The 21,355-nt window shown below is 60.3% G+C and carries 14 protein-coding genes and 2 pseudogenes; 4 read left to right on the top strand and 12 right to left on the bottom strand.

The features are described 5' to 3' along the window. Positions 1-6: 6 nt before the first annotated feature. The 7 genes and pseudogenes from glgA to BT116_RS31870 form a co-directional block, all read right to left on the bottom strand. Positions 7-1,578, bottom strand: a complete 1,572-nt coding sequence (glgA, locus tag BT116_RS17605; protein WP_063321172.1) for a glycogen synthase GlgA — start codon at positions 1,576-1,578, stop codon at positions 7-9. Between the two features lie 619 nt (positions 1,579-2,197). Further along, positions 2,198-3,160 carry a D-2-hydroxyacid dehydrogenase family protein gene (locus tag BT116_RS17600; RefSeq protein ID WP_072345969.1) on the bottom strand — a complete coding sequence of 321 codons (963 nt, stop codon included), beginning with the start codon at positions 3,158-3,160 and terminating at the stop codon, positions 2,198-2,200. An 11-nt stretch (positions 3,161-3,171) separates the two neighbouring features. Then, a complete protein-coding gene (locus tag BT116_RS17595; protein WP_072345967.1) occupies positions 3,172-4,203 on the bottom strand; it encodes an alpha/beta fold hydrolase in 1,032 nt (343 codons plus the stop codon). A gap of 85 nt (positions 4,204-4,288) precedes the next feature. Continuing rightward, complete coding sequence (locus BT116_RS17590) at positions 4,289-4,723, bottom strand: YqaA family protein (RefSeq protein ID WP_072345965.1); 435 nt, start codon at positions 4,721-4,723, stop codon at positions 4,289-4,291. Beyond that, entirely contained in the window at positions 4,723-5,169 is a 447-nt protein-coding gene (locus tag BT116_RS17585; RefSeq protein WP_072345963.1) for a DUF411 domain-containing protein, read from the bottom strand. Before BT116_RS17585 ends, BT116_RS17590 begins: the two co-directional genes overlap by 1 nt. A 217-nt stretch (positions 5,170-5,386) precedes the next feature. Continuing rightward, positions 5,387-5,914: pseudogene (locus BT116_RS31875) on the bottom strand (methyl-accepting chemotaxis protein); the annotation flags it as partial. Positions 5,915-6,247: 333 nt separating this feature from the next. Then, positions 6,248-7,327, bottom strand: a pseudogene (locus tag BT116_RS31870) (HAMP domain-containing protein); the annotation flags it as partial. 306 nt (positions 7,328-7,633) lie between these two features. On the opposite strand from BT116_RS31870, the gene BT116_RS17575 reads away from it, so the two are divergent. Further along, on the top strand, positions 7,634-7,822 hold the full coding sequence (locus BT116_RS17575) for a hypothetical protein (RefSeq protein WP_003202135.1): 189 nt from the start codon (positions 7,634-7,636) through the stop codon (positions 7,820-7,822). Positions 7,823-7,831: 9 nt separating this feature from the next. Here BT116_RS17575 and BT116_RS17570 read toward each other — a convergent pair whose 3' ends face one another. Beyond that, complete coding sequence (locus tag BT116_RS17570; RefSeq protein ID WP_072345959.1) at positions 7,832-8,212, bottom strand: fe2+ zn2+ uptake regulation protein; 381 nt, start codon at positions 8,210-8,212, stop codon at positions 7,832-7,834. Positions 8,213-8,506: 294 nt separating this feature from the next. Here BT116_RS17570 and BT116_RS17565 point away from each other — a divergent pair, with 294 nt between their 5' ends. Beyond that, positions 8,507-10,855, top strand: a complete 2,349-nt coding sequence (locus tag BT116_RS17565; RefSeq protein WP_072345957.1) for a bifunctional acylase PvdQ — start codon at positions 8,507-8,509, stop codon at positions 10,853-10,855. Positions 10,856-10,921: 66 nt separating this feature from the next. Here BT116_RS17565 and BT116_RS17560 read toward each other — a convergent pair whose 3' ends face one another. Continuing rightward, on the bottom strand, positions 10,922-11,923 hold the full coding sequence (locus BT116_RS17560) for a FecR family protein (RefSeq protein WP_072345955.1): 1,002 nt from the start codon (positions 11,921-11,923) through the stop codon (positions 10,922-10,924). A 159-nt stretch (positions 11,924-12,082) separates the two neighbouring features. After that, positions 12,083-16,915, bottom strand: a complete 4,833-nt coding sequence (locus BT116_RS17555; protein ID WP_072345953.1) for a dermonecrotic toxin domain-containing protein — start codon at positions 16,913-16,915, stop codon at positions 12,083-12,085. 234 nt (positions 16,916-17,149) lie between these two features. Between BT116_RS17555 and BT116_RS17550 the strand changes: the two genes are divergently transcribed. Further along, positions 17,150-18,181, top strand: a complete 1,032-nt coding sequence (locus BT116_RS17550; RefSeq protein WP_072345951.1) for an Ldh family oxidoreductase — start codon at positions 17,150-17,152, stop codon at positions 18,179-18,181. Between the two features lie 100 nt (positions 18,182-18,281). Beyond that, on the top strand, positions 18,282-18,995 hold the full coding sequence (locus tag BT116_RS17545; protein WP_063321180.1) for a GntR family transcriptional regulator: 714 nt from the start codon (positions 18,282-18,284) through the stop codon (positions 18,993-18,995). A gap of 194 nt (positions 18,996-19,189) precedes the next feature. Here the strand turns inward: BT116_RS17545 and BT116_RS17540 are convergent, their stop codons facing one another. Together BT116_RS17540 and BT116_RS17535 are read right to left on the bottom strand one after the other, a co-directional pair. After that, the gene (locus BT116_RS17540; protein WP_072345949.1) at positions 19,190-20,140 is read right to left on the bottom strand and encodes a PDR/VanB family oxidoreductase; all 951 of its coding nucleotides are present in this window, start codon (positions 20,138-20,140) and stop codon (positions 19,190-19,192) included. Beyond that, positions 20,137-21,222 carry an aromatic ring-hydroxylating oxygenase subunit alpha gene (locus BT116_RS17535; RefSeq protein WP_072345947.1) on the bottom strand — a complete coding sequence of 362 codons (1,086 nt, stop codon included), beginning with the start codon at positions 21,220-21,222 and terminating at the stop codon, positions 20,137-20,139. The genes BT116_RS17540 and BT116_RS17535 overlap by 4 nt, the downstream gene beginning before the upstream one ends. Positions 21,223-21,355: the final 133 nt, after the last annotated feature.

The raw sequence follows: 21,355 nt of genomic DNA, 5'->3' as shown, positions 1-21,355 counted from the left end.
GTTACCTCATTGTCTGGCCGATTTTCCCAGTGACTTAGCCACCAGCTGTTCGTAGAGTTCGGCATAGGGTTCCACGGCCTTGCACCAGTTGAACGGCGCCGACATGGCCCGGCAGCGCATGGCGTTGAGCAGGTCGGGGAATTCGAAGACCTTGAAGGCCCGGCTCAGGGCTTGTTTGTAGCTTTCCACGGTGGACTCATCGAACAGGAAACCGGTGATGCCATCTTCGATGGTGTCCGCCAGCCCTCCGGTATTGCGCGCCACCGGCAGCGAGCCGAAGCGCTGGGCGTACATCTGGCTCAAGCCGCAGGGCTCGTAGCGCGACGGCATGAGCAGGAAGTCGCTGCCGGCGAACATCCGCCGCGCATCGGTTTCGTTGAAGCCGATGCGCACACCGATGCGTCCGGGGAAACGCAGGGCCAGTTCACGCATGGCCTGTTCTTCCTCCGGTTCGCCACGGCCAATGATGGCGATCTGGCCGCCGGACTCGACGATGAACTCGGCGACCGCTTCGGTCAGGTCCAGGCCTTTCTGGTAGACCAGGCGCGAAACCACGGCGAACAGCGGGCCAGTGGAGTCGTCGAGGCCAAAGAGTTCGCGCACATGGGACGCGTTGACCGCCTTGCCTTCCCAGTCGCCCATGGCGAACTGACGGAACAGGTGGGTGTCGGTGGCCGAGTCCCAGCTTTCATCGATACCGTTGGGAATGCCGCTGAGCAAGCCTTGTTGGGTCTTGGCAGCGAGGAAGCCGTCGAGCCCGCAGCCAAACGCCGGGGTGGTGATCTCCTGGGCATAGGTGGCACTGACGGTGGTGATATGGCTGGAGTACGCCATCCCGGCCTTGAGAAACGACAGTTTGCCGTAGAACTCCATGCCTTCCTGTTGCAGGGCGTGCTCGGGGATGCCCAGTTCCGGGCAGGACGCCAGGCTGACGACGCCCTGGTACGCCAGGTTGTGAATGGTAAACAGGGTCGGGGTGCGTTGCCCGCGCCAGTGCATATAGGCCGGCGCCAGCCCGGCTGGCCAGTCGTGGGCGTGGACCAGGTCCGGGCACCAATGGATCTGCGCGAGGTTGGCAGCGATGTCGGCCGCGGCCAGGCCCAGGCGAGCGAAGCGAATGTGGTTGTCGGGCCAGTCGCGACCGTTGTTGGCTCCGTAGGGGGAGCCTTCGCGGGCAAAGAGTTCCGGGCAGATCAGGACGTAGATCACCAGGCCGTCGGCCATGTCCATGCGCCCGATCTTGCAGGGCGGCAGTGCTGCGTGGCCGCCCAGTTCGCCGATGATGTGGATCGGATTGCCGCTGTTCATCACTTGCGGATAACCGGGGATCAGCACCCGGACATCATGCAGCCCGGCCATGGCCCGGGGCAGTGCGGAGGAGACGTCGCCCAGGCCGCCGGTCTTTACCAGGTCGGCGATTTCCGAGGTAACGAATAATACTTTCTTGCGGTTGGGATTCTGTCGAACGACGGGGAGCAGTGCCTTGCCGCCGGTGGCCAGCACCGGTGCCGTTGGCGATTCGGCCGCGGGCGGTAGTTGAGAACGAACTTGTTGTGGTTCCAAGGCAGCACTGATCATAAATATCTCCCATTTTCTCGATCTGTTTCCGGCAAGCGCCAGAGCTGTTGTTTCATTGGCCAAATCCTGCGGCCAGGCGCACAAGCGCTACGCAAGGAAAGCGAACGGCTACCCAATGCGGCGAAGCGAATCAGCTGAAGGAGCTGTTGCAATGACTAGTGCAAGGACTGCACCAGTCGCGGTTGCCCTACCTCTAACCTGACCTGTCGCCGTTGCGAAAAGTTTCGACTTTTTTTCGTCTGGATGACCGGTTGGTTTTCCCCCCGGTTAGGCAGTCTAGGTCAGAACGTAGAGCGGTGCGGCTCGGTTCGTCGCATTGTCCGACAATCACGGTTTTTGTCGGCAATCTCTTACATGACAAAGGGAGATACGCACCGACGAAGTGCAGTTTCCTGAAACCAGAAGGGTGTATGGGAACGGCGTTGTTTCATCGACGTGCGCGATGGAATGGCGCGGCGCACCATTGGAGGGCGGGTGGAATAGAGGCGTTTTAATGGCCAATAAGACACGATATCTCCTGTGGGAGCGAGATTGCTCGCGATAGCGTTGTGCCAGTCACCGACCTTGCAACTGATCCGCCGCTATCGCGAGCAAGGAAAGGTGTGTTGATGCTCTAGATTCAGCCTGCTGGCGTCAGCAACCGGATCGGCTGGCCCGCCGCCCAGGCCAGCAGGTCTTCGATCATCAGCGAGTAGAACCGCTGGTAATTCTGTCGGCTGACATAGCCCACATGCGGCGTGGCCAGTACGTTGTCCAGGGTTCGGAACGGATGGGCGGCGGGCAAAGGTTCCTGGGCGAATACGTCCAGGGCGGCGCCGGCCAGGCGCTTGTGCTGCAGCGCGTTGATCAGGGCGGTTTCATCGACGATCGGCCCGCGGGAGGTGTTGACCAGCAGCGCCTCGGGTTTCATCCAGGCCAGGGCCTGGGCATCCACCAGGCTGCGGGTGCGTTCGCCGAGCACCAGGTGGATCGAAAGAATATCGGCCTGCTCGAACAATGCCTGTTTGCTCACATACGTCACGCCCACTTCGGCGGCGCGCTCGGCGCTGAGGTTCTGGCTCCAGGCGATGACCCGCATGCCAAACACCTGGCCAAACTGCGCCACCCGTGTACCGATGCTGCCCAGGCCGAGGATCGCCAGCGTCTTGCCGTGCAGGTCGCCGCCCAAGCCTTGCTGCCACAGGCCGGCGCGCAGGGCGTTGGCTTCCTGCATCAGGTTGCGGGTCAGGGCCATGATCAGCGCCCAGGTCAATTCAGGCGTGGCGTGCTTGTAGCTGTCGGTGCCGCACACCTGGATACCCAGCTCAGCGGCAGCCTTCAGGTCCAGGGCGGCATTGCGCATGCCGCCCGTGAGCAACAGCTTCAGATTGGGCAAGCGACGCAGCAGGCCTTCGTCGAACAATGTGCGTTCACGCATCACGCAGATCACCTCGAAGCGCTGCAAGCGCTCGGCGAGGGTGTCGCGGTCAGCGGGATAGTCATGGAGAAACGTCACCTGGCCGACGCTGTCCAGCACCGACCAGTCCACGACATCACGTGCCACATCTTGCCAATCGTCGATGACTGCTATTTGCACCGCCATGGAACACCTCCTCAGGGAATGGGTTTGTCCAGCCAGCTCAACAGGGCCTTGTGGAACCGATCCGGCTCTTCCATCTGCGGGGCATGCCCCAGATTGGGGAACTCCACCAGCGTCGAGCTGGGAATCAGCCGGGCGGCTTGCTTGCCCAATACCTCGTAGTGGCCCAGCTTGGCCTTGACCACCGGCGGCGCGATATCGCTGCCGATGGCGGTGGTGTCCGAGGTGCCGATCAGCAGCAGGGTGGGTACCGTCAAGTCCTTGAACTCGTAATAGACCGGTTGGGTGAAGATCATGTCGTAGATCAGCGCCGAGTTCCACGCCACTTGCTTATGACCCGGGCCCTTGTTCAAGCCGGCGAGCATGTCTACCCAGCGCTCGAACTCAGGTTTCCAGCGGCCTGCGTAATAGGTCGTACGCTCGTAGTTGCGAATACCCTCGGCGTTGACTTTCAGCTCCCGCGCGTACCATTGGTCCACGGTGCGATAGGGTACGCCCAAGGCTTTCCAGTCTTCCAGGCCAATGGGGTTGACCATCGCCAGGCGTTCGACCTCGTCGGGAAACTGCAAGGCGTAGCGGGTGGCGAGCATGCCGCCGGTGGAGTGACCGAGGATGACGGCTTTCTGTACGCCGAGGGCCTTGAGCAAGGCCTGGGTGTTGCTCGCCAGTTGCTGGAAGCTGTACTGGTAATGCTCGGGTTTACTCGATGTGCAGAAACCGACCTGGTCCGCCGCGATGACCCGGTAGCCGGCTTCGCTGAGCACCTTGATCGAATCGCCCCAGGTGGCGGCGCAGAAATTCTTGCCGTGCATCAGTACCACTGTGCGGCCATTGACCTTGCCTTGGGCCGGCACGTCCATATAGCCCATCTGCAACGACTGGCCCTGGGACTGGAAGGCGAAGCGCTTGAGGGTGTAGGGGTATTCGAAGCCCTCCAACTGCGCTCCGTAGGCCGGGCCTTCGGGTGGGGTGGCGGCCAGGGCGAACAGGGGCAGGGCGGCGGTGAGGAACAGGCTGGGCAACCAGCGCGCGGGGGTACGGGGCATGGTCAATCTCCTTGTGGCCGCCGCCGATCCTGGCGCGACCCGATTATGGCGACATTAACCACAGGCAACCGAACAGCCCGAACGTTCAGTCCATCCATCCCAGTGTCGCCAGGGCGAGAACGCCATAGCGCAGGCCTTTGGCAAGGCTCACGAGCAGCAGGAAACGCCGCCACGGTTCGCCCATCACCCCGGCCACCAAGGTCAACGGATCACCGATGATCGGCAGCCAGCTGAGCAGCAGTGACCAGTGGCCGAAGCGTTGGTAGTGCACGCGAGCCTTGTCCAGGTGGGCCGGGCTGACCGGAAACCAGCCCCGATCCTTGAAGTGCTCCAGCCGCGTGCCCAGCCACCAGTTCACCAGCGAGCCGAGGACATTGCCGAGCGTGGCAACGGCCAGCAACAGCCAGGCCAGATGGCGCTCGCTGAGCAACAAGCCGACCAACACCGCCTCCGATTGCAACGGCAACAAGGTTGCCGCGCCGAAAGCCGCCAGGAACAAGCCGATATAGGCTTCGCCCATTAGTGGGCCGGGTACTCCGCCACTACGGTTTGGGTTCCGTTTTTCTTCAAGCCGATGACTTGGTAGGCATCGCTCATACCGTCCATTTCCATGCCGGGCGAGCCCATGGGCATGCCCGGCGCGGCGACACCGAGCAGGTCATCGCGCTTGCTCAGCGCCAGCACCTGGTCGGCCGGGACATGGCCTTCGACGAATTTGCCGTTGATCTCGGCGGTGTGGCAGGAATGCAGGTTCGGCGCCACGCCCAGGCGCTGCTTGACCGAACTCATGTCGGCTTCGACATGGTCGTTGACCTTGAAGCCGTTTGCCTGCAGATGCGAGATCCACTTTTTGCAGCAGCCGCAATTGGCATCGCGGTGCACATCGATGGTGACTGGTTCGGCGGCCTGGGCCAGGGTGGTCATGAACAGGGCGCTCAAGGCGAGCAGGTGCAGGGGATGGGCCATGGGGTTGGTCTCGTGTCGAACGGTTTGGAGGGAGGATAACAGAGTAGCGAGCGCGAGCTGACGGGGGGCTGAGGCGGGGATTACAGAATTGTCAGGTTGGGAGGGCGAATACAGTCCTGTGGAAGCGAGCTTGCTCGCGGTAGCGGTTTGTCAGTCACAACCTTGCAACTGATCCGATGCTATCGCGAGCAAGCTCCCACAGGGGATGGCGAAGCTTTCAGCGAACCTTGAACCGCCCCATGATCGCATTTACCCGAGTGTTGGCCTCCAGCAATTGCCGGGTGTTGGCCTCGCTGGCCAGGCCGCCTTCCACCAGTTCCTCCACCATGTGACGGATTTGCACCATGCTGCGATTGATTTCCTCGGTCACCGCGCTCTGTTGCTCGGCAGCAGTGGCAATCTGGGTGCTCAGGCTGTTGATCTGGCTGACGGAACCGGCCATTTCGTCCAGACCCGAGTTGACTCGAGAGGTGGCATCGGCGGCTGACTGGCAACTGGCCTGGGTGTTTTCCATGGCTGAGACCGACGAGCTCACGCCTTGGGTCAGGCGGGCCAGCATTTCGTTGATTTCCGATGTGCTGGCCTGGGTGCGGGCAGCGAGGGCGCGTACTTCGTCGGCGACGACGGCAAAACCACGACCTTGCTCACCGGCTCGGGCGGCTTCAATGGCAGCGTTGAGGGCGAGCAGGTTAGTCTGCCCGGCGATGGCGCCGATGACGCCGAGGATCTCGGTGATGCGCTGAGCATCCTGTTGCATGCTCTCGACCTTGCGGGTGGCGCTGGCCACTTCATCGATCAGCGCCACCACACTGTTGGACGCTTCACCGACCACCACGCGGGAGCGATCGGCATGCTCATTGGCGCGTTGGGTGAACGCCGCGGTCTCGGCCGCGTTTTGCGCGACGCTTTCAGCCGTTGAGCTCATCTGGGTGATAGCCGTCACGGTCTGGTCGGTTTCCGAGGCGTGGCGCATCAGGATTTCGCTGGTGTGGGCCGAGGTCCGCTGCAGATCGCCCAGGCTCGACGCCATGGCGCCTGTGGCCTGGGTGACTTCGCCGATCATGCTTTGCAGGTAAGCGATGAAGCGGTTGACCGAATGACCGATCGCTCCCAGCTCATCCTCGGCCCGGATGGTGATGCGTCGGGTCAGGTCGGCATCGCCGGTGGACAAGGCGTCGATGTTGCCTTTGAGGACCTTCATGCGATGGGTCAACTGGCGGATCGCGTACAGCTGCATCAACACCAGCAGGATCACCATCGGGATCTGCAGCAGGCTCAGGGTACTCAGTACATCGTCGCGCTGGGCGGTGATCAGGCGGGTTGGCAATGCGGTCGCCAGGAACCACGGCGAACCTTCGATAGGGCGCATGAAGAACGTGCTGGCCTCGCCCTTGTTGTCGAACTCGACCCGTTGCAGGGGCTGGTCGCGCTTGGCCAGGCCGGCCTTGACCTGGGCGGCGAAGGGCGAGGTAGCCGCCAGTTCGCTGATGTTTTTCAGTACGATCGGCCCGCTGATACGCGAACTGTTGCTGATGATCTTGCCGTCGCCTTCGACGATCAGCATCTCGGCGCTCAGGTCGGCTTCCTTGCGTGCCACCAGCTCATTGAAGAAGCCCAGGGTCACGTCGATGGTGGAAACGCCATAGGGCACGCCGTTTTTCTGAATTGCCATGGCGCAGTTGGTGCGCGGTTCGGCGCTGGCGTCATCTTTATACGCAGCGGCCCAGGCGCATTTGCCAGGTGGAGTGGCCATGCCGCCTTTGTGCCAGGGTTGTTCGTAATAGTTGGGTGCGGCGTCACTGTTCCAGAAGGTATTGACCGCCAGCTTGCCGGACGCGTCGCGGTGCCAGAACGTGCTGAATTTGTTGCGCCCCTCGGCTCGTTGGTTGGGCAACGGCCAGATTCCGCCGCCGAAGACTTTCAACTCGCCGTACTGATCCACCAGCCCCGGCAACACTTTGTCGATGGCATCGCTGTCGAGCAGCGGGATGGTCTGGGTGATGCTGCGCTGCTGCGCCTGCACCTTGTTCAGTTCGCCCTGGATCTGCTCGGCGACCTCGGCGATGCGGTTCAGGGCCACTTGCTCTTCAGTCTGGCGCAGCTTGGGCGCGACCAGGTAACTGATGCCCACCACGGTCAGGATGGACAGCACCAGCATGAAGATAATCAGGAACAGCGTGTAGCGAGCCTGAATCGTTCGGAATGAGGGCATGGGCGGTTCCTTGCACGGAGGCGTCTTTCAAGAGAAATTGGGATGATAGTACCAATTTGTATCGACTCGTCCGTGCGAAGCTTGAATGCCGTGCATCGGCGGCGTTGCCGCCCGTATGGGAAATGATCGCCCGTAGGCGAACAGTCGGGTTGGCCTGTACCATGGGCCGTCCGCGCGCTGCCCGTCATAGCTTGATCCAGCGTCACCCCGGCGGGCTCGGGCTACAGAACGGAAACATTCAGGAAATTGGCAATGACTCATTCACAACGCTTGAAATACTCGATTCTGATCGTCCTCGTCGTCCTGGCAATCATGCTGGGGCTGTCGTGGATGCAAGGCAAGGGCATGATCAGCGAGCAGCTGTTTCAATACATCGCCATCGCCGTGGCGGTCATCGTGGTGGTGATCAACGGCGTGATGCGGCGCAAGGTCAAGTCCTGAGCGCCGGCTTCATTCCTCGGCCTCGAGCACGGCCATCGCACTGGGGTGCAGGCGGTAGCTTTTATCCGGGTTGAGGGTGACGACGCCCTCGCTGCACAAGCGCTTCAACACCTCCCGCACGCTGAGAAAGGACAATGGAATGTCCAGCCCCAATAACTGGCTATGCACCCCGCGCACGCCCAGGCTGCGGTTTTCCTGGGCGGCCTTGAGCAGCGCGTCGATGACTTTGAGACGAATCAGGCTGGTCCTGAGCCCGAAGCTCTTGAGCAAGCGTCTGATGTGGTCATTGCCGCCTCGCTCTGCCGGCCTGTCGAATACACGGTGGGGGGCGCTCAGCGAGACGCCGGTCGCCCTTGGCTTGCCCTCCATGGGCAATTGCGCGTTACGCATGCAAAAACTCCTTACCAGCCTGATCAGAAAAGGTCACGGATACTCTCCTGTAATAGGACGAACGAGGACGCACAATCATGAGGACCATGATGTGAAAAAAATGCCTTTGCTGCGTAAAACCCCCACATTCAAAAGGCTGCCAGCCATTAATTTTTTTTCATCCGGTTCGTTTTCAAGGGAGGCACATTCCGGTTCAGCAAGCGGTATGTGATTTCCCAGGCGGGTCGAGTGTTTGTCTTCTGTCGCACCGGTAGCCGTCTGGTTTCTGAAGTTTTATCAGGAGTGAACGTGAGAATGTCCGGGCAGTTATCGAGGATTGGCCTCGCAGGCGCTTTTCTAGGGATCGCCCTCGGGCTCAGCCCCGTGGTCAATGCGCAAGACGATGGGCAGCAGGCCAGTGCCGAGATCCGTCGCACCCGTTTTGGTGTACCGCATATCCGGGCGCAGGATGAGCGCGGGCTGGGTTATGGCATCGGCTACGCCTACGCCCAGGACAACCTGTGCCTGCTGGCCAATGAGCTCGTCACGGTCAATGGCCAGCGCTCGCACTATTTCGGGCCCGAGCGCAGGACGGTGGAGCAGCGGGAGAACCGCGTCAGCGATCTGTTCTTCAGTTGGCTCAACACGCCACAAGCGGTTTCCGGTTTCTGGCAGGCCCAGACGCCTCAAGTGCAACAACTGGTCGAAGGCTACGTGGCGGGTTACAACCGTGCACTGGTCGAGCGCAAGGCCAAAGGCCTGCCCGAACAATGTGCCAGCGAGTGGGTGCGACCGATCACGGCGCTGGACCTGGTCAAGTTGACCCGTCGGTTGTTGGTGGAAGGCGGCGTTGGCCAATTCGCCGAGGCCCTGGCCGGCGCGCAACCGCCCCAGGCGAGCGCGCTCGCGGGCACCCCGGTCTCTGGTTTCGCGGCCGCCGCCACTCGGCAGCAGCGTTTTGCCTTGGAGCGCGGCAGCAATGCGCTGGCCATCGGCAGCGAGCGTTCTTTCAATGGCCGCGGCATGTTGCTGGCGAACCCACATTTTCCGTGGCTGGGCGGCATGCGTTTCTACCAGATGCACCTGACCATTCCCGGCAAGCTGGACGTCATGGGCGCGGCGCTGCCAGGCCTGCCGATGATCAATATCGGTTTCAGCCAGCACTTGGCCTGGACCCACACCGTCGACAGCTCGAAACATTTCACCCTGTACCGCCTGCAACTCGACCCTAAGGACCCGACCCGCTATCTGCTTGACGGCAAGTCTGTGCCGATGAGTCAGCAGACGGTCGCGGTGGACGTCAAGCAACCTGATGGACAGGTGCAGACGGTCACTCGAGTGGTCTATGGCTCGCAGTTCGGACCGATCGTGCAATGGCCTGGCCGGTTGGACTGGGATAACCGGTTCGCCTACAGCCTGCGGGATGCGAACCTGGAAAACGATCGCGTGTTGGCGCAGTGGTACGCCATGAACAAGGCGGTCACGCTCAAGGACCTGCAGGACGCTGTCCATAAGATCCAGGGCATTCCCTGGGTCAATACCCTGGCGGCGGACGACCAGGGGCAAAGCCTTTACATGAACGTGTCGGTGGTGCCAAACGTCGACGCCGAGAAGCTGGCCCGGTGCAGCGATCCCCGGGCCGGGTTGCGACTGATCGTGCTGGATGGCTCTCGCAGCGAGTGTACCTGGGGCGTCGATTCCAAAGCCGTGCAAAAAGGCACCTATGCCGCCGACAGGCTTCCGCAGTTGCTGCGCCGCGATTATGTGCAGAACTCCAACGATTCGGCTTGGATGGTCAACCCTGCGCAGCCGCTGTCCGGTTACTCCCCACTGATCAGCCAGCAAGGCCAGCCCCTGGGACTGCGGGCGCGTTTTGCGCTGGACCGGATGGGCCAATTGGCCAAGAGCGGGCCGGTGAAGATCGAGGATTTGCAGCGCATGGTCATGGACGATCAGGTTTACCTGGCTGACCAGGTGATGCCGGACCTGCTCGGCGTGTGCGCCGGTGACCTGGGGGCCGATGCTTCGGCATTGGTCGAGGCGTGTGCCAGCCTCAAGGCGTGGGATCGCAAGGCCGGCCTGAATAGCGGCCTGGGGTTCGTGCATTTCCAGCACATCATGGACCGCTTGCAGGCTGTGTCGGATTCATGGCGCGTCGCGTTCGACCCCAAAGACCCGCAACACACACCGCGTGGCCTGGCGATTGAGCGGCCAGCGGTACTCAAGGCCGTGCGCGATGCCATGCTGGCTTCGGTGGAGACAGTCAAGGTCGCCGGCTTGTCGAAGGACAGCCAATGGCAAGACGTCCAGGTGGCCAGCAGCGGCAGCCGACAGACACCGATTCACGGCGGTCCCGGGGAGCTGGGCATCTACAACGCGATCCAGAGTGTGCCCGGGGCGGACGGCAAGCGGGAGGTGGTCAGCGGGACCAGTTATCTGCAAGTGGTGACGTTTGACAGCAACGGTCCGCAGGCCCAGGGGTTGCTGGCATTCTCCCTCTCCAGCGACCCGGCATCGCCATATTCGGCAGACCAGACCCAGGCCTTTTCGCAGAAGCAGTGGAGTGTGCTGCCATTCACTGAACAGCAGATCAAGGCCGATCCGCACTATCAGGCGTTGATTATCCGCGAGCGTGATGAGACGGGCAGGGTGGCGACGCAATAGCCGCTGGTGAGCGGTCACATTCCCGGTGCTATCGCGAACAAGCTATGCTCCCGTAGAGAAAAGCTTTCAGTGAGTGGCTGGTCGTTGCCCGATTGAATTGAGGACCGGGTTGCCGTCCTTGTTCTGGGTCAGGTAGACCGGCAGCACTTTCGGCAGCGAAGGCACCAGGTTTTGCACTTCGCTGATGTTGTAGACACCACCGATACGCAGGCCCCCGGTGCTGTTGTCGGCCAACATGACAGGCCGGTCGAGGTAGCGGTTGATCAGCGGCAGTGCATCGCTCAGGGCAAGGTTATCCAGCACCAGTTTGCCGTTGCGCCAGGCCAGCGAACTGTCATTGGCATCTGTCTCACGAACTTGCGGTTGTTGGTCGCCTGCCTTGTAGCTGGCCTGCATGCCCGGGAAAAGCGGCAGGCCGTCACGGCTGAGTGCCTGGTTGCTGGTCACCCTCACCGAGCCCTCCAGTAGCGTGATCCGTACCTGGTCCTGGTACATCCATACGTTGAAACGTGTACCGGTCACACGCACCTGGCCTTGGCCAGCCCGAACGACAAACGGGTGCTGTTTGTCATGGCTGACGTCAAAAAACGCCTCACCCTTTTTCAGCGTCACCCGGCGTTCGTTTTTGTAGTTGGCAAATACCAGCTCACTGCCCAGGTTGAGTTCGACCTGGCTGCCGTCACCCAGGGTGACATGACGTACGCTGGCGCCCGCTTCGAAGCGCTGGTAGGAATTGGCAACCCAGCCCAGATTCCAGCCGGTGTAAGCAGCCAGGGGCGTGCCCACTACTAACACCGCAGCGGCGACCGCCAACCGGCTCCAACGCGACTGGGTGCGGCGTGCTGGAGCCGTCGGCGTTGACTCGACACGCGGCAGATGATCGGCAACAGCCCAGATCTCCAGCATGGCTTCGTATTCGAAAGCATGCAGGGGATCGGCATCGTGCCATTGCTTGAACGCCTGCCGTTCGGCATGGGTGCAATCGGCGGCATGCAAACGCATGCACCAATGGGCAGCGGCATCGGTAATGGCGTCGTATTCGGCTTCCGAGAGGGGATGTTCGGTCATTGACTCTTCCTGGTTTGCCGCATTCTAACCTTCGGCATGAGCTGCCGAGAACAACCGTCATGGCGTTTACGCATCAATCGCCTGTTTTTTTACTCAAACACTCGTTGTCGCCTACCGTCGCATACATTGCGTGAAAAAAAGATCAACCACCCAAACCGTTCATGGCACGGTAGTTTTCCGTGGTGGAGTGGGGTCGAGTTGGCGTCCCAATTCACAGATCAAGAGTGTGAGCGAGTCGGCGTTGCGAAGTATGACGTCGATGCGCTTGTCCGGCAAAATCGAATCGAGAAAATCATCGCGAGCGTTATCCATGGTTCTGGCGCCAGTAATCTTCAGGATTTCCCGGGTGATTTGACTGTATCCAGGCAACAGCTCCAGCTTCTTGTAAGTGTTATCCGTGCTGTCCCACTGCGTGAACAGTTTTGACTTTGGTGTGGTCAATGAAAGCCCGTTGAGTTGCAGGTCCCTTTGCTCGTCGTATCGCAACTTTGCGGCATAAGTCGCTGTTGAAATCAAATCGAGAAATGGCAGTGCGGCGTCCAGGTAGATGATGTCGAACGTATTGAACAACTGATGGGAAATTTCGTGGATGAGGGTCGCTCCCTGGGCATGCGCATCGACATTGAAGAACTCGGGTACGACGGCCTTGTACCAATCCAAGCCCATGTCGAAGAAAAACTGCGTGATATAGATTCTGCCGACGGCTGCCGGCTCGAGTACGAAGGCGGTTGCTCGATCTTCCAGGTGCTTGAGGTTGCCGATCACGATGCGGTCGGCATTCTGTTGCGCCCATAATGGATCGGCCAATGCCCGGCATATGGGCGAGATCGCCGTCTCTATCTTGCTGATAAGACGAGCGTCGACGCTGTCGACCCCAAAAAACAACCTTATGAAATTATCCAGCCGAGAGCCCGCGAGTGGTTGTCGCTTGAGTTGAGCAAGGTTGTGAAGGGCGTTGAATGAATAGAACCTCGCGGTCTCCAGTGCCTGCACAATTGCGTTTGCACGGTGCGGATATTTCCTGCGTATCTCAGCCATGCCCTTTGCTTCGATATTCAGTGAGCCCTTGGCCTTGAAGTCGCTGTAGGTGACGGCCATTTTCGATCCGGCTTTGCCGAAGCGTATGGTCTGGCGTTGTGGATCGAGTTCCCATGTCCGGCCGTCAGGCGACTTTCTCAATAACGGCCCCTCTGCGTGCTCATGCACGATTCGCCAGGTTTGGCCGGCTTTCGCTACTTGGAAGACTTTGCCGGCAAGGGGGATATAACGCCTGCCGTTTTCCAGTGCCTTGTAGGTGCTGTCGATCAGGTCTGGTTGAAGGTCCGACAGGCTGATCCCCATGGCCTCGAAAACGCTCAAGTCGGTTCGGATCCGGGCGGTGGAAGCGATGTCCCTCCAGCGATTGGCCAACGTAGCGCCTTGCGAAAGCGGTTCAATGGGATCGAGAAGACCGAATGTATCCTCGCGATTCATCAGGCCCAGCGACACCATCTCGGCAGCGCCGGCGATAAAATCGTGCAGGCCTGTTTTCCAGTCATGCTGCTGCAACGCTTCGGCTGAAGCCTTGAAGTCCTGGTAGCTTTCCCAAAGCGTTTCGATAAAAGTCAGTTTGCCCGACAGTTGCCTCCCCACTGACTTGATGCCGGAGCTGAACAGGTGCAGGACCGTTTCCCAGTCAAACTGTCGTTTTTCATTGGTTTGTGCGCTCAGCATGTCCGATAACAATGCTGCGTTGTCGTCGAACAATGTGTCGAACAGGTTGGTCTGGATAGGGTTCGAGGCCAGGGTGATTTCCGATCGCTGCCCGAGGGTGGCGGCGAACAGGTGCCTGAATGTGGCCTGCTGGTGTTCGGGAAGGCGGCGAATCAGCAGGTTCTGAAGTATCCCTGGTGTATTGAATGCGGCAATGACGCTCTCTTCATCCTTGAATTCGGTGAAGAGCTCCCCCTCATGGTAGGGCGAATACAGGACTTGGGGACTTGCCGCATCGACGCTCGAACCGATCAAGTAGAGCCCTTGCGCTTTGACCGGCACTGCACCACCGGTCTTGATCAACTCCAGCGGGCGAATAAACGCGTTGGCACCGTCAACGGCTTTCCGAGCGACGGCATCGGGCATGTCCACCACCTGGCGAATCAAATCAAAGGCCAAGGGGGAGAGGTGTTGTTGCAGATAACGTGCGTGAGCGTATTGCAGCAACTGCCAAGGCATTTGTTGGCGGAAGGCCGTTTTTCTTTGCCGGGCCTGGGCAGTGGGGCCGGACAGTTTCTGCGCCACCTGATTTTTAAAGTCGGTCGAGATATTCAACGAGGACAGCATCTGCCTGACGGTGCTCTCGTTCAGGCCGTCCGGCAGTTTCTGCGTGGACGTTGAAGAAACCTTGAAGCCCTCCCGGGTCACTTCGATGTGATGCATGGCGAAGTCGGTTAGCGAACTGGCCGGTCCGACTATGGCGAGGTTTGGTGTGATCTGGAGGGTGTCGGGGTCAAGGTTGTTTGCAGCGAAGCGTGCGCTCAGCAGTGCTTTCAATTTATTACGCACATAGGTGCGCAGCGGCTCGATACCGTCCAGATAGTCCTTGCCATCGACCACGCTGTTTTTATATTGCTCAAGCAACTCGACGTGCAGGCGTTGATCGTCAAGTGCCGCTGTACCGAGCCAGGCGGGGAGTTGCTGTTGCTGCTTATTGGCCCGGGCAATGTGGGTGGCGCGCTTGAGATTGGTCGGCGCGCCTTTGTCCAGCAATGCCTGAAGGCTTCGCGACAGAGCCTTGCCGGTCAGTTGCCAGCTTCCGGCTTTCAAAGTGCTCAGATAAGCATGCTCGGCCTCAAAGTGTTTGATGAACGAACTCATCCGATTCACCAGCACGTTGTCCTCGATCAGTTCATATGCCTGGAGTTGATAGTGTCCATGAGGTTGACGTTGGGCCGAGGTGAGGTTGGCGAGCAAACCAAAGCGTTTTCGGGAATCGAGCAGGTGCCGATTCAATTGCTGGGTCGCAACATCTACGGACGAAAACGCCTGCAGGCCATCGGCGGGCGTCCACAGGATGGCCATGCCCGAATAGGGGGTATCGAGGCCTCCGCGCTCAGTTAATAAAAAGCAGTTGGCAAGGGGCAGATAAACCGTTCGGTCTTCTTCGCTACAGGCCAGCGTCAACGAATAGACATCCGGCCGGAAGCCCCTGACGCCGATCCGTTGTGCACGGTCCGGGTATTCTGAGTCGTAGGCAAAAACCGTTCTGATCAGGTCATTGGCAATCGACGGCAGGCTCGCGTTAAGTGCCCTGAGTTCGGCCTCGGCCCGTATCCCCAAGGAAAAAACATTGGTCAGTTCAGCCAGTAATTGCCTGAGCCCATTGTGCAGCGAAACGGTGTGGGAGGTCGGCAACCGGGTAAAGAGGCTATCGAAAGCGGCTTCGACATCGGTGTAGCTCTTGACCTTTCTTTGCATCTGATCAGCCATGAAGTTGGACGGGCGCAGACTTCCATGAAAAGCCGGATGAGTCCCCCAGTGTCCGGCAGTAGGCGGGTCCAACAGGCTTTTATTGATGAAGGTGCGTATATCCAACGCCTTGTCGATGAGCGCGTGGATGTCGACATCGCCCTGGCGAGACATTTCCAGTGCGTAATGAAAGTTATTCTTCTGTTTTTCGATGATGGCGTTCGCCAGGGATTCGGACACTGGCAAATCCAGCGGCTTGCCCGAAATCTGCGGTTCGTCAAAGCGCAGGAAACGGTTGCGCTCTTCCAGGCTCAACAGGCTATAGAGCGCTTCCTTTTGTGCGGTGCTTGCGGGGTGACCGAACAGCGCAGCCTTGAAACCTGGAGGGTTGTCTATCTTCTGAAGACCCTGCATGGGGGTGTAGAGATAGTTGCCTTTGGCGCTGATCATCAAGGAGCCTGCAAGTTCTACAAAGTGCGGCTCATATTCCCAGAGGCGAATCGTTTCGATGAACAGCAGTGTTTCGTCCCGGCGCGAGGGCCTGAACAATCGGAGCAGTTCACGACTTTGTTCCTCCGTCAGTTGTCCTTTTTCCCGCTCGACCAGGATGGTTGCCCAGAGTCTGTCGTGGATGACTTGGGAAAGCAGTTTGCGCCGAGACATATAAAAGTGGGTCGTCGTGTTCTGCCAAAAGGCATCGATGCAACCGATAAGCGTTGGAATCAGTTTCCTGGCAACGTCTTTTATGATGTTTTCCCATCGCTGCGGGCTGTAGGACGATGCGGGCGTACCCGGGTGAGTCAGATCGATGTCATGCCCGACAGGCCAGCCTTGATGATGGAAATAGCTCAGGATGGCATCGCTCAGTGGAATGCTTTCGGTCACCTGGATGGCCCTTGGATTTCCTGGGTAAGCCCCCTTGCTGAAGGCCACGCGGATCTGTCGATGATCCAGGTCCGGCAGCGCCTCGTTCAATACCTGGTCAAGCATCGATCTTAACGAGGGCAATTTGATCAGTTCATTCACCATGGCCAGGGCATTGAGGCCTTGGGCGTGCTCGATGGATTCGAGCTGGGTCTTGAAAACATCCTCTTCGATGAGTTGTCGGGTCTGCCTGATGTCGGTGGTGCTGTTCAGTTCGCTGCGTTGGGAGATCGATAAGAGACGAAACAGGTCGTCGCGTTGCGCAGTGTCCCGACGCATCCGGTCAATCTGCGCTTCGAGGGATGCCAGGTTGTCGAACTTTCTTATGCCGCCACTTGGCGTGTAGAGGAACGCCGCGTGGGTGCTGGTTTTGCTGCTGTTCGACGAGGCGCTGAGGACAAAGCAGCCGGCCAATGCAATGGGCGGTTTTTCGTCGGCTTGCAACAGAATGGTTTCGGCGAACATCGGGGGTGTCTGCGCTGCGCGCTGGGTGTGGTCGGGCAGGGCGATGTGCTGCAACCAGTCGAGGTCTGCCTGCGTCAGTCCGTGGGTTGCGGTCAATTCGTCCAGGCGATGGGCGTGCAATAGCTCGGGAAATAAAAGCGGCGTGGTTTCAGTGAGCATCGTTGCTTCTCGATCGGGGCGCCTCAAAGCGGCGCGAACGTGGAGGAAGCCGCCAGACTAGGCAACGATGAATGAGCCAAGGTGGTACATAGTTACCGCATGCTGGTTTTCGACCTGCCAGGCCGGACAGATGCCGTGGACAAGGATTGACAGTGCGCGCCTGAACCGGTGTTTAATCACCCGGCGGGTCCCTTTACGCTGTTGCTACCTCCAACAATCATTCTGGAGCTTCAGATGTCTGTGCCATCCGATCATGCCGCTTCTTGCACCTTGTCTTTCGATGCTCTGGTGAGCTTGCTGGAGAACATTTTCCTGCGTCATGGCACGTCGACCGAAGTCGCTCGGTGCCTGGCTGAAAACTGCGCCGGGGCCGAGCGCGACGGCGCCCACAGCCATGGGGTGTTTCGCATTCCCGGTTATGTCTCGACACTTGCCAGCGGTTGGGTCAACGGCAAGGCCGTGCCGAGGGTCGAGGACGTCGCTTCAGGGTTTGTCGCGGTGGACGCCTGCAACGGGTTTGCCCAGCCTGCCCTGGCCGCAGCGCGTCCATTGCTGGTGGCGAAGGCCCGCAGTGCCGGTATCGCCGTCCTGGCCATTCGCAACTCCCATCACTTTGCTGCCCTCTGGCCGGATGTCGAGCCGTTCGCTTATGAAGGCCTGGTGGCGTTGAGTGTGGTCAACAGCATGACGTGTGTAGTGCCCCATGGCGCGGACCGCCCATTGTTCGGCACCAACCCCATTGCCTTCGCCGCACCACGGGCTGACGGTGAGCCGATTGTCTTCGACCTCGCCACCAGCGCCATTGCCCACGGCGACGTACAGATTGCTGCACGCAAGGGCGAGTTGTTGCCACCAGGAATGGGCGTGGACAGCCTCGGCCAGCCGACCCGCGACCCCAAGGCGATTCTCGAAGGTGGAGCGCTCTTGCCTTTTGGCGGGCACAAGGGCTCGGCGCTGTCGATGATGGTCGAGTTGCTGGCGGCAGCCCTGACTGGCGGCAATTTTTCCTTCGAGTTCGACTGGCACAACCATCCGGGTGCCAAGACCCCGTGGACCGGTCAGTTGTTGATCGTGATCGACCCGAGCAAGACCGCCGGGCAAAACTTCGCCGAGCGCAGCCAGGAGCTGGTCAGGCAGATGCATGGCGTCGGGTTGCGGCGCCTGCCGGGAGACCGTCGCCATCGCGAACGCAGCAAATCCAATGAGCATGGGATCAGCTTGGACGAACAGACCCTGGCGCAGTTGCGCGAGTTGGCAGGGATTTGAACAACGCGCTGTGGCGGCCAGCCTGGCTGCCACTGCCTTGCCGTGACACGCTGCGCCAAGCCTTCTACTATGACGGCTTCTTTTCTGTGGAATCGCCTGGATGAGTAAGCCCGGCCAAACGGTGCTGGTTGCGCTGCGCAAGATGATCGCCTCGGGCGAGTTGGCCGCTGGCGAGCGTCTGATGGAAATACCCACGGCCGAGTTGTTCGGCGTATCGCGCATGCCGGTGCGCATGGCGTTCCGCACCCTGGAGCAGGAAGGGTTGCTGGTGCGCTTCGGCGGAAGAGGCTTCCAGGTGCGTTCGGTCAGTGCCGAACAGATCGCCGGGGCCGTGGAGGTGCGTGGCGTACTGGAGGGCCTGGCGGCACGGCAGACGGCCGAGCACGGTTTATCTGAAGAGGCCCGTGCGATACTCGAGCAATGCCTGGCGCAGGGCGATGAACTGTTCGCCAAGGGTTATGTGACCGAGGACGACCTGGAGGTCTATCACGACCTCAACATGCGCTTTCACCAGGTGATCGTCGAAGGCAGCCACAACCCGGCGATTGCCGATGCCCTGGCCCGCAACGATCATCTGCCATTCGCCTCAGTCACCGCCCTGGCGGTGGATCGCCAGAACATGGCCGGCGAATTTCGCCGCTTCAACTATGCCCATATGCAACACCATTCGGTGTTCGACGCCTTGATCAACCGCCAGAGCGGCCGCGCCGAGGCAATCATGCGCGAGCATGCCAACGCGACCCTGCGCTACGCCGAAGTGTTCGGCTCGACACTGGCTGACGAGCGGATGACGGTGATTCTGCGTTCGGAGTGAACAGCCCGGATGACTGCTGTATTTGTGTAGCCAGCACGCATCCCCCTGTGGCGAGGGAGCTTGCTCCCGCTGGCCTGCGAAGCAGGCCCTATATCGTTCAGGTAAATCGCATTGTCTGGATTGCGAGTGCTGCGCAGCCGAGCGGGAGCAAGCTCCCTCGCCACGGGATTTGGGTGCCTGTTTTCCGGTGGTTGTCAGAGATCCAACACCAGCACCGGGGTTTTCGACCTGGAGCAGCACGGCGTGAACTGGTCGTTGCAGGCCTGTTCAGCCTCGGTCAGGAACATGTCCCGATGCTCGGGTACACCTTCCAGCACGCGGGTCAGGCAGGTGCCGCAGACCCCTTGTTCGCACGAGATCGGGATCTCGATGCCATGGCGCTCCAGCGCCTGCACCACACTGCAGCCCGCCGGCACGTCGAACACTTGGCCGCTGCGGGCCAGCTTGACCGAAAAACTGCCATCGGCACGGGTGTCGGTAGGGGCGGCGGCAAAGTATTCGCGGTGCAGGCAGGCTTCCTGCCAGCCCTGGCTTTTGGCGGTGTCGAGGACGTGTTGCATGAACCCGCCGGGGCCGCAGACGTAGAGGTGCACATCGTCACTCGGCGCGGCCAGCACCCTGGCGGCGTCCAGCAGGGTTTCCGGTTCTTCATCGAAATGCAGGAAGACCCGGTCGGCATAAGGCGCGTGGCGCAGGCGCTCGACAAAGGCCGCGCGGTCCCGGGCGCGGGCGCAGTAATGCAGCTCGAACGCGGCACCGCTCTGGGCCAGGTGCTCGGCCATGCACAGGATCGGCGTAATGCCGATGCCGCCGGCAAACAGCAGGCTGCGCCGGGCTTGCGGGGCGAGAGCGAACAGGTTGCGCGGCTCGCTGATGTGCAAACGCATGCCTGGCTGGATCAACTCATGCAGGCTGCGCGAACCACCGCGGGACGCAGGATCCTTGAGCACGCCGATGAGGTAGTGGTGCCGCTCCTGGGGATGGTTGCACAGCGAGTACTGGCGGATCAGGCCGCCGGGCAAGTGCACATCGATATGGGCGCCGGCGGTGAAGGCCGGCAGCGGCTCGCCATCGACACGTGTCAATTCGTAGCTGCAGATATCGAGGGCTTCGTTGTGTCGCGCCGCGACCTGGACTTCGATCATGGCCGTTGCTCCACCTGTTGTGGTTGATGGCTGCTGGCGATCAACCCGGCCTGTGCTTCCCGTTCCCGTGCGATCCAGCGCTCCAGCACCCGGCGGGACTGTACGCCGCCCGCGTCGATGTTGAGCTTGAGCAAGTTGCGTTGCGGATGGTCCAGCAGGTTGCGCTGTTGGCGTTCGAGCATTTCCAGGTCTTCGCTGAAAATCTTGCCTTGGCCTTCGCGAATGGACGCGGTGAGGACTTCATCCTGCGGCTGGAAGTGCCGGGCCATGCCCCAGAAGTACCAGATCGACGTCTCGGTTTCCGGCGTAATGAAATCCACCACGATGCTCGACGCCTTGAATTGCGGCGCGGCGTGATAACCGCCGTTGCCGGCATGGGCCACGCCGACTTCGATCAGCACATGGCTGGGCGGGGTGAAACGGCAGATCTGCCAGCGATCCACCGGCACGTCATCGGCCAGATTGTTGCCGCGCAAGGCCATGCGCCAGAACGGCGGGGCCATGATGTTTTCCATGTGCCGGGCGGTGACCACTTCATCGCCATCGACCGTGGTCACTGGCGGCGCCTCGTCGATTTCCTTCTGGCCGATGCTCGAGGCGTGGACGTAGGTTTCGTGGGTCAGGTCCATCAGGTTGTCGATCATCAGGCGATAGTCGCACTGGATATGGAACAGGCCGCCACCGTAGGCCCATTCATCGCTTTCAGCCCATTCCAGATGATGGATCAGCGCCGGGTCGGCCTGCGCCTGGTCTCCGGGCCAGACCCAGATGAACCCATGCCGTTCCTGTACTGCGAAAGTCTTGTTGCAGGGGAAGCCTCGTACCCGTTGCCCCGGCATCTCGACGGTCTTGCCGTCGCAACCCATCACCAAGCCGTGATAGCCGCACACCAGGTTGCCGTTTTCGACATAACCCAAGGAGAGCGGGGCGCCGCGATGGGGGCAGAAGTCTTCCACCGCCGCGACCTTGCCTTCATGCCCCCGGTAAAAAACCATTTTCTCACCACAGATCTGGCGACCCAGGGGTTTGTCGGCGATTTCATCGGGGGTGCAGGCAACGTACCAGGCATTTTTGGGGTACATAAGGGATCTCCAGGCGGATGTTGTTCTTGTCTGTGGATCCATTAACTCTCTTAACTAATTTAGTTGTCAACGTTTTTGCTGTGTTTACGGACAATTGGTTATTCTGGTGGATCCATTGTGGCGAAAATGGATG

The sequence above is a fragment of the Pseudomonas sp. NFACC16-2 genome (genome assembly GCF_900119205.1).
GTDB lineage: Bacteria > Pseudomonadota > Gammaproteobacteria > Pseudomonadales > Pseudomonadaceae > Aquipseudomonas > Aquipseudomonas fluorescens_Q.
This window is presented reverse-complemented; position numbering and strand designations above follow the sequence as displayed.

What these genes read in the sequence shown, in the direction of transcription:
- glgA (WP_063321172.1), bottom strand. Translation starts at nt 1,578, where the DNA reads ATGATCAGTGCTGCCTTGGAACCACAACAAGTTCGTTCTCAACTACCG.
- BT116_RS17575 (WP_003202135.1), top strand. Translation starts at nt 7,634, where the DNA reads ATGACTCATTCACAACGCTTGAAATACTCGATTCTGATCGTCCTCGTC.
- BT116_RS17570 (WP_072345959.1), bottom strand. Translation starts at nt 8,212, where the DNA reads ATGCGTAACGCGCAATTGCCCATGGAGGGCAAGCCAAGGGCGACCGGC.
- BT116_RS17565 (WP_072345957.1), top strand. Translation starts at nt 8,507, where the DNA reads ATGTCCGGGCAGTTATCGAGGATTGGCCTCGCAGGCGCTTTTCTAGGG.
- BT116_RS17585 (WP_072345963.1), bottom strand. Translation starts at nt 5,169, where the DNA reads ATGGCCCATCCCCTGCACCTGCTCGCCTTGAGCGCCCTGTTCATGACC.
- BT116_RS17545 (WP_063321180.1), top strand. Translation starts at nt 18,282, where the DNA reads ATGAGTAAGCCCGGCCAAACGGTGCTGGTTGCGCTGCGCAAGATGATC.
- BT116_RS17590 (WP_072345965.1), bottom strand. Translation starts at nt 4,723, where the DNA reads ATGGGCGAAGCCTATATCGGCTTGTTCCTGGCGGCTTTCGGCGCGGCA.
- BT116_RS17555 (WP_072345953.1), bottom strand. Translation starts at nt 16,915, where the DNA reads ATGCTCACTGAAACCACGCCGCTTTTATTTCCCGAGCTATTGCACGCC.
- BT116_RS17560 (WP_072345955.1), bottom strand. Translation starts at nt 11,923, where the DNA reads ATGACCGAACATCCCCTCTCGGAAGCCGAATACGACGCCATTACCGAT.
- BT116_RS17540 (WP_072345949.1), bottom strand. Translation starts at nt 20,140, where the DNA reads ATGATCGAAGTCCAGGTCGCGGCGCGACACAACGAAGCCCTCGATATC.
- BT116_RS17595 (WP_072345967.1), bottom strand. Translation starts at nt 4,203, where the DNA reads ATGCCCCGTACCCCCGCGCGCTGGTTGCCCAGCCTGTTCCTCACCGCC.
- BT116_RS17535 (WP_072345947.1), bottom strand. Translation starts at nt 21,222, where the DNA reads ATGTACCCCAAAAATGCCTGGTACGTTGCCTGCACCCCCGATGAAATC.
- BT116_RS17600 (WP_072345969.1), bottom strand. Translation starts at nt 3,160, where the DNA reads ATGGCGGTGCAAATAGCAGTCATCGACGATTGGCAAGATGTGGCACGT.
- BT116_RS17550 (WP_072345951.1), top strand. Translation starts at nt 17,150, where the DNA reads ATGTCTGTGCCATCCGATCATGCCGCTTCTTGCACCTTGTCTTTCGAT.